15 protein-coding genes are annotated in these 15,546 nt (G+C 60.1%); 4 read left to right on the forward strand and 11 right to left on the reverse strand.

Going from position 1 to position 15,546, the window contains the following annotated elements; translation table 11 throughout:
* Positions 1–170 precede the first annotated feature (170 nt).
* Positions 171–1,199: a sortase family protein gene (locus ACA047_RS10955; RefSeq protein ID WP_497359202.1), complete on the forward strand. Its 1,029-nt coding sequence runs from the start codon at positions 171–173 to the stop codon at positions 1,197–1,199.
* A 190-nt stretch (positions 1,200–1,389) separates the two neighbouring features.
* On the opposite strand, the gene ACA047_RS10960 is transcribed toward ACA047_RS10955, so the two are convergent.
* The 11 genes from ACA047_RS10960 to urtA all read right to left on the reverse strand — a co-directional run bounded on the left by ACA047_RS10960 (position 1,390) and on the right by urtA (position 11,329).
* The gene (locus ACA047_RS10960) at positions 1,390–2,256 is read right to left on the reverse strand and encodes an urease accessory protein UreD (RefSeq protein WP_497359203.1); all 867 of its coding nucleotides are present in this window, start codon (positions 2,254–2,256) and stop codon (positions 1,390–1,392) included.
* Complete coding sequence (gene ureG, locus ACA047_RS10965) at positions 2,253–2,912, reverse strand: urease accessory protein UreG (protein ID WP_497359204.1); 660 nt, start codon at positions 2,910–2,912, stop codon at positions 2,253–2,255. The genes ACA047_RS10960 and ureG overlap by 4 nt, the downstream gene beginning before the upstream one ends.
* Positions 2,913–2,939: 27 nt before the next feature.
* The gene (ureC, locus tag ACA047_RS10970; protein WP_497359205.1) at positions 2,940–4,652 is read right to left on the reverse strand and encodes an urease subunit alpha; all 1,713 of its coding nucleotides are present in this window, start codon (positions 4,650–4,652) and stop codon (positions 2,940–2,942) included.
* A gap of 3 nt (positions 4,653–4,655) precedes the next feature.
* Positions 4,656–5,351, reverse strand: coding sequence for an urease subunit beta (locus tag ACA047_RS10975; RefSeq protein WP_497359206.1), 696 nt, complete (start codon positions 5,349–5,351; stop codon positions 4,656–4,658).
* Positions 5,352–5,392: 41 nt separating this feature from the next.
* The gene (locus ACA047_RS10980) at positions 5,393–6,124 is read right to left on the reverse strand and encodes an urease accessory protein UreF (protein WP_497359207.1); all 732 of its coding nucleotides are present in this window, start codon (positions 6,122–6,124) and stop codon (positions 5,393–5,395) included.
* Positions 6,121–6,561 (reverse strand): urease accessory protein UreE, encoded by a 441-nt coding sequence (gene ureE / locus ACA047_RS10985; RefSeq protein WP_497359208.1) that lies wholly within the window; start codon positions 6,559–6,561, stop codon positions 6,121–6,123. The genes ACA047_RS10980 and ureE overlap by 4 nt, the downstream gene beginning before the upstream one ends.
* 22 nt (positions 6,562–6,583) lie before the next feature.
* Positions 6,584–7,273 carry an urea ABC transporter ATP-binding subunit UrtE gene (urtE, locus tag ACA047_RS10990; RefSeq protein ID WP_497359209.1) on the reverse strand — a complete coding sequence of 230 codons (690 nt, stop codon included), beginning with the start codon at positions 7,271–7,273 and terminating at the stop codon, positions 6,584–6,586.
* Between the two features lie 2 nt (positions 7,274–7,275).
* Positions 7,276–8,013 carry an urea ABC transporter ATP-binding protein UrtD gene (gene urtD, locus ACA047_RS10995; RefSeq protein WP_497359210.1) on the reverse strand — a complete coding sequence of 246 codons (738 nt, stop codon included), beginning with the start codon at positions 8,011–8,013 and terminating at the stop codon, positions 7,276–7,278.
* On the reverse strand, positions 8,010–9,152 hold the full coding sequence (gene urtC, locus ACA047_RS11000; RefSeq protein WP_497359211.1) for an urea ABC transporter permease subunit UrtC: 1,143 nt from the start codon (positions 9,150–9,152) through the stop codon (positions 8,010–8,012). Before urtC ends, urtD begins: the two co-directional genes overlap by 4 nt.
* A gap of 1 nt (position 9,153) precedes the next feature.
* On the reverse strand, positions 9,154–10,056 hold the full coding sequence (gene urtB / locus ACA047_RS11005; protein ID WP_497359212.1) for an urea ABC transporter permease subunit UrtB: 903 nt from the start codon (positions 10,054–10,056) through the stop codon (positions 9,154–9,156).
* A gap of 91 nt (positions 10,057–10,147) precedes the next feature.
* Positions 10,148–11,329 carry an urea ABC transporter substrate-binding protein gene (urtA, locus tag ACA047_RS11010; protein WP_497359213.1) on the reverse strand — a complete coding sequence of 394 codons (1,182 nt, stop codon included), beginning with the start codon at positions 11,327–11,329 and terminating at the stop codon, positions 10,148–10,150.
* 658 nt (positions 11,330–11,987) lie between these two features.
* Here urtA and ACA047_RS11015 point away from each other — a divergent pair.
* The 3 genes from ACA047_RS11015 (at position 11,988) to ACA047_RS11025 (ending at position 15,503) form a co-directional block, all read left to right on the forward strand.
* The gene (locus tag ACA047_RS11015) at positions 11,988–13,136 is read left to right on the forward strand and encodes a transporter substrate-binding domain-containing protein (RefSeq protein ID WP_497359214.1); all 1,149 of its coding nucleotides are present in this window, start codon (positions 11,988–11,990) and stop codon (positions 13,134–13,136) included.
* Positions 13,133–13,765 carry an ANTAR domain-containing response regulator gene (locus ACA047_RS11020; protein WP_497359215.1) on the forward strand — a complete coding sequence of 211 codons (633 nt, stop codon included), beginning with the start codon at positions 13,133–13,135 and terminating at the stop codon, positions 13,763–13,765. Before ACA047_RS11015 ends, ACA047_RS11020 begins: the two co-directional genes overlap by 4 nt.
* Positions 13,766–13,967: 202 nt before the next feature.
* Positions 13,968–15,503: an amidase gene (locus ACA047_RS11025; RefSeq protein ID WP_497359216.1), complete on the forward strand. Its 1,536-nt coding sequence runs from the start codon at positions 13,968–13,970 to the stop codon at positions 15,501–15,503.
* Positions 15,504–15,546: the final 43 nt, after the last annotated feature.

Raw genomic sequence — 15,546 nt, forward strand, 5'->3', positions numbered from 1 at the left:
ACTGGGAGAGGTCGGTGTACGACGCATCGTCGGTGGGAGATCCACGTTATGGGCGCACGGGCAGGGCGCACTGAAACAAAACATGCCTTCACGCGTCGCCACATTGAACTACGCTGATGCTCAAAACGACACCGCTCGCCTTTCAGGAATCTTTCTAAAGGAACAGACCCATGTGCGATTGGGGGCTGGCATTCGGCCGCAAGGACATCCTCAAGACCATCGACCTACAGGTCGAAGGCTACTGTACAAGCGCCGGAAGGACAGGCACGTTGCTCTATCCCGGCTCCGGTGACGATATCGCCAACCCCTTGTTTGCGGCTGCCAGCCGGATTGAAACCTTCGTGTTTGTGGACAACTGGCAGGGGCCTGGCGCGCAGGCGCCGACTTCCTCAATCGCCACTTGCCTGCGCGGCAAGCTTCCCGAAAGCTCCACCCCCGAAGAGATAGAAGCGGCAGAGCTCGCCACGGAACTGGGCATCACCATGCAGTGCCCGATGCTGGCTTACCGATTCACGTTCGGCGGATCGACCAGACGCCTTCTTTTCCTGCGAACGTCGCTAGAGGTATTTCTCTCTGGCAATGACAATTTCAAATGCCACGTTTTTTTTGTGAAAGATCTGGCGGGTACCGACTCGAGCGTGAGTTATCAGAGCGCTTTGCCGCACGTCTTCCCACAAGGATTGCTGATTTCCAATGCGCTCAACGGCTACGACGTGCCGTTCCTGCCTCTGTTCGGCCTTAGTCACTTGCTGACGTCGGCCATGGTGGGCTTTGGCGAGATGATCGTGGCGCACAAGGTTCGAGAACTGGACAGCAGCGGCCTGGTGCTTAAGCAACTACTCGTGAACGATCTGCAAAAATGCGCTGCGGCTTTTTTTACCGATAATGATGACGAGTACGATTTCACGAGTAGCAGTTACGAAGAAATCAGACCCAAGGAGGTGGAGTTGCTTGCCGTCGCGATGGGCCAAGTGCTGGATATGCTGAAAGGAATCGGGGGGATCGAACCTCAGGAACAGTTCGCGATCTGTAAGGCGTGTGTGCAGAAACAGAGTTGGGTCGGGGCCTGGAGATACGACAGCGCCAACTATGATGGCGCCTGGCAGAAGCTGAACGCAATGCGCTACACCCGGATGCTGATGAGCCGCCCGCGGCTACCTGGCGGGCGCAAACCCCCGTCGCGACCGATCTTCAAGTAGTCACCGCATCCTTTGGCATTGACGGAGATCTGTTGACTCAAAAACGCTTGGCATGCGGTCGATGGGCGGCGGTGCAGTTCCATTTGGCCAAGCCCTGACGGGTTCCCACGGATCGTTCTCGAACAGAGAATGATGTCGTGGATGCCTGTTCAATTGCATCTTCTGAACCCAGCAATGACCTAGCCAACCCCTATTTACGACGCATGCGTGGTGCTACGCCGGTCAAGTGTTCGCGCACGCATGCCCACGCAGTGTGCTGCGCGGCGCGCAGTGCCACCGTGTCGACGGTCATGATGCGCACGCTAACCCCGCAATCATTGGGTAGTGCGCTGATGCCAAGGTAGCAGGCGGGGAGGACGCACAGGGCGTTGCGCAGTATCCGTTTCAGCTCGTCGACAGGCAGGGTTTGTCCCACCAGCATAAAAGTTGCCAGCGCTTGCATATGCTCACTGACGCCTGGCAATTGTCGGCGCATGTCGCGTCCGGTCAGGGCCAGGCGATCTGCGGCCAACAGCTGTCCGCCAGGGCTGCGCACCTCAAGGTCCGCACGATAGAAGTCGAACACGCCATCGTTTCCCTGGGGCGCGTGCAGACAGAATGCATCGCAAAGCATCACCCTGGCTCCTGGATGCAGGGTCACCTTCACTTGGCTGTGCAGTTTTGCCTGGGGGAACAGAATCGTCGCCATCGGCAGGTATTCCAGCAAAGCGTCGATTTCGGCGACCAAACTGACAACCTGTCGCGCGGGTTGCTCCAGCATGCTGTGGGCGACGGTCGCGGCGCCGGTGCTGAGGTGCACCTGGCTGCCGGGTTCGGCATGCAGCTGCACATGCAGGTTTTCTCCAGCGAAAATTCCCCCTGAACAGGATTGTAGATACACCGCGGCCATGCCTGGCGGGTCATCCGGCAGCTTCAGCGTGCGCCCCAGATGAAACGGATAACCCACCTGCTGAGCGCCAATGTAACTGATGCCGGCCTGGGTCTGGCTGAAGGTAATCCGCGCCTGTGGCTGCACGGTTTCAGTCAGGGGAGGAAACAACTCTTGTGGCGCGTTCATGGTCGGTCGAACAGCACGGCGCGGCTGATGGCTTCGACGACCGCGTCGACGCCTTCGCCCGTGGCGCAATTGGTGAACAGCACCGGTTTGCCGTTGCGCGCCTCGTCGGACTCGCGACGCATCCGCAGCAGATCGACACCTACATAGGGCGCCAAATCGTATTTGTTGACCACCAACAGGTCGCAGCTCAATACCCCCGGACCGCGTTTGCGTGGGATGTCGTCGCCCCCTGCGACATCGATGACGAAGATCCAGTAGTCCACCAGGTCGAGGGAAAAGGTCGAGGCCAGGTTATCGCCACCGGACTCGATCAGCACCAGATCGAGGTTTTCGAAACGCGCTTCCAGCTCGTTCGCCATTTGCAGATTCAGGGTCGGGTCTTCGCGGATAGCCGTATGCGGGCAAGCGCCGGTTTCCACCGCACGAACCCGTTGCGGATCGATCAGGCCGCTACGCCGAACCCGCTCGGCGTCTTCGCGGGTGGCCAGGTCGTTGGTGATCACCGCCAGTTCGGTGCCGCGGGCAATGAAACGTGGAATCAGTTGCTCCAATAGTCGGGTCTTGCCAGAACCGACCGGGCCGCCGATGCCCACGCGTGCGGCGCCGGGGTGGGGTTGTAGATCGGCCACGGGCATTGCATTGAGCGGCGTGTTCATCATCGGGCTCCATCAGGCAAATAGGGGTCAGCGCAGCATGTAGCGCTGGGCCAACGGCACTTCGCTGACCGGCTCACAGGTCAGGCGCTCGCCATCGGCGTAAACATCAAAAGTCTGGGGGTCGACGCGAATTTCTGGGCAGGCGTCGTTGTGCAACATGTCGGATTTGCGCAGAGTGCGGGTACCGATGGCTGGCAGCAGGGCTTTTTTCAGGCCCAGCTTTGCAGCAGTGCCAGCCTCCACGGCCAGGCGGTTGACGAAGTTCACCGACAGCGCCTGTTTGGCCTCGCCGAACGCGCCCCATTGCGGGCGCATCACCAATGGCTCGCAGGTGTAGAGCGACGCGGCCGAGTCGCCCATCACCCCATGCACGATGAAGCCGCCTTTGACGACCAGTTCCGGCTTGATGCCGAAAAAGGCCGGCCGCCAGAAGACCAGGTCGGCGATCTTGCCCGGCTCCAGAGAACCGATATAACGGTCGATGCCGAACACCCGTGCTGCATTGATCGTGTATTTGGCGATGTAGCGCTTGATCCGCTCGTTATCACCCAGCGCGGTACTTTCCTCTGGCAGGCGGCCGCGTTGCTCCTTCATTTTCGACGCCAGTTGCCAGGTGCGACAGATCACCTCGTTGATGCGCCCCATGCCCTGGCTGTCGGAGCCCAGAATCGAGATCGCCCCGGTGTCGTGGAGAATGTCTTCGGCGGCGATGGTTTGCGGACGCACCCGTGATTCGGCGAAGGCGACGTCTTCCGGCACGTCCGGATTGAGGTGATGACAGACCATGATCATGTCCAGATGCTCGTCGAACGTGTTCACGGTGTAGGGGTTTGTCGGGTTGGTGGAGGAGGGGATGCAGTTGGATTTACCGGCCACGCTGATGATGTCCGGGGCGTGTCCTCCGCCTGCACCCTCGGTGTGATACATGTGAATGGTTCGGTCGCCAATCGCCGCCAGGGTATCTTCGAGAAACCCTGATTCATTGAGCGTGTCGGTGTGCAGTTGCACCTGGAAGTCATATTCGTCGGCGACTTTCAGGCAAGTGTCGATCACTGCCGGCATGGCGCCCCAGTCTTCGTGAATCTTCAAGCCCAGGCAGCCCCCACGCAGCTGTCCGAGCAGCGATTCGGGCTTACTGGAGTTGCCCCGTCCGAGGAAGCCAAAGTTGATCGGCCAGGCTTCGCAGGCTTGCAGCATCTTGCCCACGTTCCATTCGCCGCCGCAGTCGATACCCACGGTAATCGGGCCGAGGGAGCCGCCGATCAGCGTGGTCAACCCAGCTGCCAGCGCGTGCTCGCACAGCTGCGCCGAGTCGAAATGCACATGCACATCGATACCACCGGGGGTGACGATCATCCCTTCGGCGTCACGTACCGTGGTTGCCACGCCGCAGATCAGTTGCGGGTGCACGCCGTCCATGACCTGCGGATTGCCGGCCTTGCCGATAGCGATGATTTTGCCGTCCTTAATGCCGAGGTCGCCTTTGACGATACCGATCACCGGATCGATGATCAGCGCATTGCAGATCAACATGTCCAGCGCTCCGTCATTGCTGTCATGGCCGGGCATCAGGCCCATGCCGTCGCGCAGGGTTTTGCCCCCTCCGTGCAGGCATTCATCGCCGGGTACTGAATGGTCGAATTCGACTTCGGCCAGCAGCGAGGTGTCGCCCAGGCGCACGGCATCGCCGACGGTAGGGCCGTACATCGCGGCGTATTCCTTGCGTGTCATCGTTGCCATGGTTCAGGCCCCCTTGAAGTGTTGGGCACGTGCGCGTTCCAGGGCCGCTGCCTTGCAGGCCGGATCGTGCAGGTTGCCATTAGTCAAACCGCTGAAACCCTGGATGTCGCCGCTGCCGCCAAATTGCACCAACTGCACTTCGCGCAGTTCGCCGGGCTCGAAACGCACAGCTGTTCCCGCTGGAATATCGAGGTGCATGCCGAAGGCTATTTCGCGAGGGAAATCCAGGGCTTTGTTGACCTCGAAAAAGTGATAGTGGCTGCCGATCTGTACCGGACGATCACCCGTATTGACCGCCCGAAGTGTGGCGGTGGGGCGGCCGCTGTTCAGTTGAATATCGCCCGGTGCAACGATTATTTCTCCGGGCGTGGGCATCGTGGCCAGCGGTAACCGGCCAGGGCGGATAGGTTGATGCACCGTGACCAGTTTGGTGCCGTCCGGGAAGGTACCTTCTACCTGCAGCACTGGCAGCAACTCGGCAACGCCTGGCATGACGTCGTCGGTATTGAGGATCGTCGAGCCGAAACCGATCAGCTGCGCGACGCTGCGTCCTTCGCGAGCACCTTCGAGAATTTCGTCGGCGATCAGGGCCGAGGCTTCCGGAAAGTTCAGGCGCAGACCTTTGGCGCGCCGTTTGCGTGACAGCTCGGCGGCGGTGTACAGCGTCAGCCGCTCAAGCTCGGTAGGGGTCAGCAGCATGTTCAAGCTCCTGTGTCGGCGGCAGGCCCTGGCCCGTCGCCTTAATTGGCGAAAAGTCGAAGATCCTGAGTCTCATGGCGCATCACCGCGATCTCGGCCATGGGCGTGAAACTGCTAACGTCATTGAGTCCTGGGGGCGCATTGGCCAGCAATTCCAGCAGTAACGGCTGGATGTCAGTGAGTACCCTTTGCGCGTCGATGTGGCCCATGACACCCAGGCGAACGGCAGCGCTGACAAGTCCGGTGCACAGTCCGTGGGCGGCAGCGAGCTGACAGTGATCGCAATCCATCCCCAGGCGTTGCCAGAGCAGACCTTGCACCACGGGTAGATGACCAGGCGTTTCGCCGGCCAGCACGTAGCGTTGATACGACTCGGCGCCCGGTGTACCCAACGCAACGTGCACGTCCAGCAGCGACAGACCGATGCGGCGTGAGCCTTGGCGCAGTTCTTCGGCCAGCGTGAATGCCTCGATCTGCGAGTCAAGCTCCAGCAGCGCCTGAACGTCTTCGGCGGCGTGCCAGGCAGCGAACAAAAAAGCTCGGTCGAAACTGGCCCAGCGGTGGCGCAACTGGCCTTCGACGAATCCGCGCATCTGCACGCTGCGATCCCGATGTACCCCACGTTGACGACGCCTGACGGGTATTGCCTCGACTGCGCCCAGACGGCCATCGGCAACCAGCGTCTCCAGCCCCCAGGACCAGGCGACCGCGCCACCCGGAAAGAAGCTGTCGGCTTGTTGCAAGGCCAGCAGGCTGCTGCCCAGCACACTCATGAGCGTGAGACCTGGCCGCTCGCCAACATCGGTGCCAGGCGCTCCAGATAGTCGGCTTCGGGCCCGTTGAGTGGGATCTGCAATATGTCCCCGGCAAAGCGCACTTTCCAGTGCATGTTGCCGGCGAAGTAACCCAGTTCCAGTGCCGCGGCAGCATCACGCGGTTGCAGCTCCAGATATTGTTGATCCTGCATTTGCACAACGATGGCGCGCTGGCCGTCGAGCATCAGTACCGAGCCGTTGCGCAGTTGCTGATGGCGCTCCAGGCGAATGGCGCAATCAGTGCCGCGGTCACTGGCCAGGCGCAGGCGATGACGCTGAATGTCGCTGGCCGAAAGACTCAAAGTCTCGACCTGACCGGTGTGGTTCAAGTCATGCAGGCGGTCAGCGAGCTCAGGGTCACTGGCCTGGCCGACAATGCGGTCGAGTATCAACATGGCGTTGTCTCCTGTGAAGGATTCAGATGGTCAGGTAGCGCAGGATGCGCTCGCGGTCGACGGTCTCGCGGACCTCGCTGTGAACGAACTCGCCTTTTTCGATGATCAGGTAGCGGTCGGCCACTGCCATGGCGAACGACAGCACTTGTTCGGAGACGATCAACGAGAAACCACGCTCTTTCTTCAGCAGGTTCAGCGCCCGGGCGATGTCCTTGATGATCGACGGCTGGATGCCTTCGGTGGGTTCGTCGAGGATCAATACCTTGGGGTTGGAAACCAGCGCCCGAGCGATCGCCAGCTGTTGCTGCTGCCCGCCGGAAAGGTTGCCGCCCTTGCGCCGACGCATTTCAAATAGCACAGGAAAATACTCGTAGATGTAGTCGGGGATGGGGGCAGCCGCTACGCCCTGCATCCCGGTGAGGATGTTTTCTTCAACGCTCAGGTAAGGGAAGATCATTCGCCCCTGGGGCACGAAGCCGACCCCGGCGGCGACGCGGTCATAGCTCTTGCGTGCGGTCAGTTCTTCGCCCGCCAGTTTGATGCTGCCACTTCGCGCTGGCAGCATGCCCACCAGGCTTTTGAGCAGCGTGGTCTTGCCCATGCCGTTGCGCCCCATGATCGCCAGAGACTCGGCGGCTGCCAGATTCAGGTCGAGGTTGCGTAGCACATGGCTGTCGCCGTAGTACACGTTGAGATTATTGACGGTCAGCATGCTCAGTGCCCCAGGTAGACGTCGATGACGCGAGGATCGTTTTGCACCTGATCCATCGAGCCGTAGGCCAGGGTCTTGCCCTGATGCAGAACGGTGACCTTGTCGGCGACCGATTTAACGAATTGCATATCATGCTCGATGATCACCATGGCCCGGCCCTTGGCGATGCGCTTGAGCAGGCCGGCGGTCTTCTCCCGTTCTCCCGCGCTCATGCCTGCCACCGGCTCGTCGAGCAACAGCAGCTCGGGGCGTTGCATCAGCAGCATGCCGATCTCCAGCCACTGCTTCTGGCCATGGGACAGCAGTCCGGCCTTGAGGCCCAACTGATCGTGCAAGAAAATCATTTCGGCGGTCTGTTCGATTTCTGCCTGAAGGGCCATGTCCTTGCGGGCGAACAGGCAGTTGAAAATGCCGCGTTTGTCGGGCGATGAAATGTCCAGGTTTTCGCGCACGGTCAAGTCTTCGTAGACCGAAGGGTTTTGGAATTTGCGGCCGACGCCTGCTCGAGTGATTTGATACTCGATCATGTTGGCCAGTTGCAGATCCTTGAAACGGATACTGCCGGCGCTGGGTCGGGTCTTGCCGCAGATCATGTCGAGCAGGGTGGTCTTGCCGGCGCCGTTGGGACCGATTACCACGTGCACCTGGTTTTCCTCGACGTAGAAGTTGAGGCTGTCCACCGCTTTGAAACCGTCGAAGGAAACGGTCAGGTCCTCGACACTCAGTAACATCGCGCTCATGACTGCACCTCCTTTTTGCTCAGGCGTTGCAGTAGTCCTGCAAGACCCGACGGCAGGAACAGCACGACGCCCATGAACAGGAAGCCGATGAAGTACTGCCAGAAATTGACGAAGTTTTCCGACAGATAGGTTTTCGCCACGCCGATCAGCAATGTGCCGTACACCGCGCCGACCAGCGAAAGACGCCCGCCAAGTGCGGCGTAGATGACGATTTCGGTGGAAGGGATGATTCCCACGAGAGAGGGCGAAGCGAGGCCTACCTGCAGCGTGAACATCACCCCACCCAAAGCGGAAATCAGCGCCGCGACGGCGAAGATGAAGGCCTTGAACAGCGCTGTGTTGTATCCAGAAAAGCGCACCCGGTCTTCGCGATCGCGGATGGCGACGATCACTTTGCCCAAGCGGCTGCGCAGGATGAAACCGCACAGCGCCACGCAGGCGAGCAGTAACAGCGTGGTGATCAGATACAGAATCCACGGCGTCTGCGGAGTTTGCAGGCTCAGGCCGAAAGCGGTTTTGAAATCGGTCAGGCCGTTGACGCCTCCGGTATAGCCTTGTTGGCCGATGATCATGATCGACATGATCGCCGCCAGGGACAGGGTGATGATCGAGAAGTAGACACCGCCGACGCGCTTCTTGAAGTAGGCGTAGCTGAGCAGGAAGGCCAGCAGCGTCGGGATGATGAGGATTGCGGCGATGGTGAAGGTCGCCGACTCGAACGGTTTCCACCACCACGGCAGGGCTTCGACGCTGTTCCAGATCATGAAGTCCGGCAGGGCCGAGCCATAGAAGGCTGCCAGCGCGCTGGCGGCTTCATCGGTGGCGGTGGCTTCCAGCTTCAGGTACATCGCCATCATGTAGCTGCCCAAGCCAAAGAAGATGCCCTGGCCGAGGCTGAGAATCCCGCCATAGCCCCAGATGAGCACCATGCCCAGGGCGCAGAACGCCAGGCTCAGGTATTTACCGGCCAGCCCCAAGCGAAAGTCACCGAGGCTCAAGGGCAGCACAATCAGTAACAGGATCGACAGCCAGCTCAGGCTGTGACGTTCGATCATCGGCAACCAGCCATCGCTGAGCCAGCGCTGAACGCGGGCCGGGGCCGGCGACCGGGTCGGGGGCTTTTCAGTCATGTCATTCATCTCAGCGTCTCACTTTCGCGGCAAACAGGCCGTTGGGGCGGAAGAACAGCAACACGATCACCACCATCAGGGTGATGGCCTTGGCCATGGATCCGGTGGTCAGGTACTCCAGCGAAATCTGCGTCTGGCCGATGGCGAAGGCTGAAAGGAAAGTCCCGAGCAGACTCTCGACGCCACCGAACACCACGACGATGAAGGTATCCACCAGGTACTGCTGGCCACTCACGGGGCCGGTCGAGGCCAGCATGGTGAAGGAGCTGCCGGCGATTCCAGCCAGGCCGCAGCCCAGCGCGAACGTCACGGCATCCACGCGAGCGGTGTTGATCCCGGCAGCGCCGGCCATTGCCCGGTTCTGGGTCACGGCGCGAATGCGCAGGCCCCAGCGGCTGCGGTAGAGAAACAGGAACACGGCACCGGCGATGATGAAGGTCAGGCCGATGATGAAAATCCTGTTGAGCGGCAACTCCAATCCTTCGCTGATTTTCCAGGCGCCTTGTAGCCACTGCACGGTTGGCACGCTGACTTCCTTGGGGCCAAACACTTGACGAAACACTTGCTGCAGCACCAGTGACAGGCCCCAGGTCGCCAGCAACGTATCCAGTGGTCGGTTGTACATGAAGCGAATGAAGCAGCGTTCGAGCAGGAAACCGAAGGCAAACGTCACCACGAAGGCGACGCCGATGCCGACAATGAAATACCAGCCCATCAACTCGGGGCAATAACGCTGAAACACCAGCGAAGTGACGTAGGTCATGTACGAACCCATCGCCATCAATTCGCCGTGAGCCATGTTGATCACGCCCATCAGGCCAAAGGCGATGGTCAGTCCCATCGCCATCAGTACCAGCACCGAGAACAGCGAGAAGCCGCTGAAGACCTGCATTACCAGAATATCGAAAGTCATTTAGTCGCTACCTGTCGCTGCACATTGGCGGGCCAAGTGGAGGGGCATGTTGGTGGACAAGGGCGCGAAGCGAGTCGCGCCCGACCCTGCATTACAGTTTTGGAAATGGATTGGGTTCGATCGGTGCGGACTCGTAGATCACGTCGACCTGGCCCTGGGCGTTGATGGTGCCGATGCGCGCACGTTTCCACAGGTGGTGGTTATCCTTGTGCACCTTGATCTCGCCTTCAGGCGCATCGAGGGTCAGCTCGGAGGACGCGGCAATTACGGCTGGAACCTCGAAACTGCCGGCTTTCTCCACCGCTTTCTTCCACAGGTAAACCGCTGTATACGCGGCTGCCATCGGGTCGCCGACCACGCGCTTGTCGCCATAGCGGGCCTTGAAGGCAGCGACGAACTTCTCGTTGACCGGGTTTTTCAGGCTTTGGAAGTAGCTCATGCAGGTCAGGAAACCAGTGAGGTTTTCTGCGCCGATGCCGGTGACTTCTTCTTCGGTGACAGCCAACGCCATCAAGGTTTGGTTGCTGCTGTCGATGCCCGCAGCCTTGAGCTGTTTGTAGAACGCCACGTTGGAGCCGCCAACGATGGTCGACAGGACGATATCGGGCTTGGCCGCCCTGATTTTGTTGATCACCGAGGAGAATTCAATGCTACCCAGCGGCAGGTAATCCTCACCGACAATCGAACCGCCTTGCTTGGTCACCGAGGCCCGGGCGAGCTTGTTGGTGGTGCGCGGCCAGATGTAGTCCGAGCCCACCAGATAGACGCTCTTGCCCTTGTTGGCCATCAACCAACTGATGGCGGCCAGGGTTTGCTGCGAGGCTTCGGCGCCGGTGTAGATGATGGCCGGGGATTTTTCCAGACCTTCGTAGAAGGTCGGGTAGTAGAGCAGGCCCTTGTCACGTTCGAACACCGGCAATACGGCTTTGCGTGACGCCGATGTATAGGCGCCAAAAGTAGCAGCCACATGGTCGTTTTCCAGCAGTTTGCGGGCTTTCTCGGCGAAGGTCGGCCAGTCGCTGGCGCCATCTTCGACAATCGGTTCGATGGTCTTGCCGAGCACGCCACCGCTGGCGTTGATTTCGTCGATGGCCAGCTTTTCCGCATCCACCACTGATGCTTCGCTCATGGCCATGGTCCCGGTCAGGGAATGGATGATCCCCACTTTCACGGTGTCCGCAGCCTGTACCTGGCTGACCAGGGAAAACGGCAACAGGCTAAAGGCCCCCAGCAACAGGGCATGCTTGATCAAACGGCGCTTGTCGTTGTGCATCTCATTTCTCCCCAGGAATAAAAAAAGCCCAACGTCCCGGTTAAATCAATAATCGGGAGGTCAGGCTTCTTGTGCCGAATCTGGCGGGACTACTGTGTCCGATCCAGTCGTACGCGAGGTGTTTCCCTACCTGCCAAGGGGCGTAGGGCAAACAGCTGGCGCGATGTCTCAAGAGTGTATTTGCAAGGGTGGTGCCAATTGCCGACGCTGGCGAAATCCAGCGTTCGCAGGACACTGAAACAGTGTTCCCTGCATTAATTGCACGCTGGATCGAAGCTGCGCCGGTTTGGCGCGAGAGCAGGGCATGCGCACCAAAAGCGTGAAGATCTGGCGCAGTGGGTTTTAGCGGATTTAAGCCATGGTCGCGGGTGGATGCCTTGGCCGACTCAGTCGTCGCACGGCTGTATGGCGAGTGGCCCGTAATCTGCATGACAGCAAAGCAATACCCCCGCAGGGTCCCTTGTCACACGCCCATTTCCGGCAGGTGTGGAAGGTCCCTCGCATGACTGGCCCGACAGCGTTGTCGCGCCAGCTTCAGGCACAAGCCGCCTGAGAGCAACCGTCGAGCCGACGGCCTTTCGCTCACTGACTCTTTGCACAATTGCAGACCCTGACGGATGCCAGGCGTCTCATCTCACGTTGAACAAGGTTAATAGGCATGGTTGACCAGGCGATCCGCATAGGCGGTCTTTTTTCCGATACCGGTGTCACCGCTGCCGCCGAGGGCTCGACAATGCGCGGCGCGCAATTCGCCATTCAGCAGATTAACGCCGCAGGTGGCGTGGGGGGGCGGCTTCTGGAGTTGATCACGCGCAATCCCGATTCGACCCCTGCGTTGTATGCCATGCACATCGAGTCGCTGATTCGCGAGGAGAACCTGCGGTTTTTCTTCGGCTGCTACACCTCCGCCGCGCGCAAGGCCGCGCTGCCGATCGTGGAGCGCTATGACGCGCTGTTGCTGTATCCGGTGTATTACGAAGGTTTTGAATACTCGCGCAACATCATCTACACCGGTGCCACGCCCAACCACAACGCTGTGCCACTGGGTAATTACATGCTGGATAACTTCGGCAACCGGGTTTTGATGATCGGCTCCGAATACGTTTATCCCTACGAAACCAACCGGTTGATGAGCGATCTGCTGTACGAGCGGGGCGGCACCAAACTGGGCGAGTACTACCTGCCGCTGAAGAACGCCCGGCCGGAAGATTTCGCCAAACTCATGGTCAAGGCAAAGGAACTCAAACCCTCCTTCATCTTCTCCACCGTAGTGGGGGAGACGATGGCGCACTTGTATCAGGCCTACGCCGACGCCGGTTTTGATCCGGCCATCATGCCGATCGCCAGTCTGACCACCAGTGAAACCGACATCAAGCAGATGGGGGTTCATTTGGGGGTCGGGCACATTTCGGCAGCGACCTATTTTCAGTCGGTGGACACACCGTTCAACCGTCAGTGCATCGCCCAGTACCGCGAGCTGTTCGGGCAGGAGCAAGTCACCGACCGTTGCTGGGAGGCGGCGTATTTCCAGGTGCACTTACTGGCCAAGGCCATTGTCAGCGCAGGCAGCACCGAGGTGGACGAGGTGCGGCAGGCCATGCGTGGTCTGGAGTTCGAGGCGCCTCAGGGACGTGTGCGAGTGGATGCGCACAACCATCATACGTATCTTTTTTCCCGGATTGGCCGGGCCAACGCCGAGGGGCAGTTCGACATTCTCTATGAGAGCCAAAGCGCCCTCAAACCCGATCCCTATGCCATCGCACCGCGCTTGAATGACTGGTCGAGTTCCGCCGGGAGGCCGCTATGACCCTGCGCGCGGCAAAAAAGCGCCAACGCAACGACAGTACCGCCAGCATCAAGGACCTGCGCGACATCAGCGTGCTGGTGGTGCATCCGGACGATGACGATGGTCGCAATCTGATCGCGCAGTTGCAGCGCATCGGCTGTCAGGTGCGCGTGCAGTGGCCGATCCCGGAGCGTCTCAATACCGAGGCCGACGTCATCGTGCTGGCGGTTTCGCCGGAAAGTCTGTCGACCAACATCCCTTGGTTGCTGCATGCGAGCACGCCTCCGATCATTCCGGTGATCGCCTACGAAAACCCGATTATTGTCGAGGCGCTGGTGCAGCTCAATGCCTGTTCGGTGATCCCTTCGCCGGTGCGGTCTTTCGGCCTGCTCACGGCGCTGGCGCTGACCCTGAGTCAGTCGCGAAAGGCCCGGGAACGGGAGAAACACGTCAAGCGCCTGGAAGGCCGCATGGCGGTGATGCGCACCGTACAGCAGGCCAAAATCATCCTGATCGAAACCAAGGGAATGTCGGAAATCGACGCCTACAACGCCTTGCGCGATCAGGCGATGGCCAAACGCGAACCCGTGGAAAAGATCGCCGAGGCGCTGGTCAAAGCCCACGAGTTATTTCAACAAGCCTGTTCCTGAGTGTCGGCCCAACGGGCCTGACCCTCTTCTGCGCGGAGGTTTGCCATACGCCCTAACTCGGCAGGTATGGATCACCGCGTGGCGACCGGCGTGGACAACGGAGTCCTCCGGAGCGAGCCGCAACCTGCCCATGAGCGCAGCCGGTTCGAGTCAATGACTGCCTTATTTCGGGCAGCTCTTAACTGATATCTGGAGAACACCAATGTCCGTAAAACGCCCAAGCAAAGCCGACTTCCTGATCGCCGCCCAAGACCACGGTTATCACCTGAGCGACAGCCAGATGACGTCCTTCCTCAACCTGGCGGACGAAACCCTTGGCTCCTACGAAGCCATCGACAAGCTTTACGCCGCAACGGTGGCGCAGCAACCGCCAACCCGCGAATACAGCAAAGCGCCGGACGCCGAGAACCTGTACGGCGCCTGGTATGTGAAGACCCACATCGCCGGGGCAGCACAAGGGCCTTTGGCCGGCAGGACGGTGGTTATCAAGGATAACGTTTCCGTCGCCGGGGTGCCGATGGCCAACGGCTCTCTGAGTCTGGACGGCTATGTTCCATCAGAGGATGCCACCGTGGTCAAACGCCTGCTGGCGGCTGGGGCGACGGTGGTGGGTAAGTCGGTCTGCGAGGATCTGTGCTTTTCCGGCGCTAGTTTCACCAGCGCCAGTGGCCCGGTGAAAAACCCTTGGGACCTGACGCGTAATGCCGGCGGCTCATCCAGCGGCAGCGCGGTGCTGGTGGTGCTTGAAGAAGTAGACATGGCGATTGGCGGTGATCAGGGCGGTTCGATTCGAATGCCTTCGGCTTGGAGCGGGATCGTCGGACACAAACCCACCTACGGCCTGGTGCCTTACACGGGGGCTTTCCCCATCGAACGGACCATCGACCATGTCGGCCCGATGGCCAACAACGTGCGCGATGTGGCACTCATGCTCGATGTCATCGCTGGTGCCGATGGCCTTGATTCGCGGCAGAAAAACCCTTTGGCAGTCGCTTGCGTTGCGACCCTGGATCAAGGCGTGGCGGGTCTGAGAATCGGTCTGCTGCGCGAAGGTTTTGCGATCCCCGGTGTCTCCGAAGAGCAAGTGGATGCGATGGTCAAGGCGGCAGTCGCGCAATTGGAAAGTCTCGGCGCCACGGTGGGCGAAGCCAGCGCGCCATGGCATTCGGGTGTAGCGCTGGACATGTGGAACGTAATTGCCACCGATGGCGCGGCGTATCAGATGCTGCAGGGCAACGGCTATGGCATGAACGTCGACGGTTATTACGACCCGGCCATCATGAGCTACTTCGGTACCAAGCGCCGCGAGCACGCCGATGCATTGTCCAGCAGCGTCAAGGCTGTGGCGTTGACGGGCCATTACAGCCTGAAAAACCTGCACGGCGCTTACTACGCCAAGGCACGGATGCTGGTGCCGGAGCTGACGCGTCAATACGACGAGGCCTTCAAGGATTTCGACGTGCTGGTGATGCCGACCATGCCGTTCGTGGCGACGAAGCTGACCCCGGCGGACGCGCCCATCGAGGAGTACGTCCACAGCGCGCTGAACATGCTCACCAATACCGCACCGTTCGACCTCACGGGACACCCGGCAACCTCGATTCCGGCGGGTCTGGCCGACGGCTTGCCGGTGGCGATGATGATTGTCGCGCCGCGTTTCCAGGATGCCTTGGCGCTGCGGGTGGCCCAGGCCTATGAGCAGGCTCGTGGTGCATTCCCTAAACCGCCGCGGGTTTGAAGGAATCCTTTCGGGGCGCTGGCGACTTGATCGTCGGCGCCTT

The organism is Pseudomonas sp. LBUM1664, assembly GCF_059695895.1.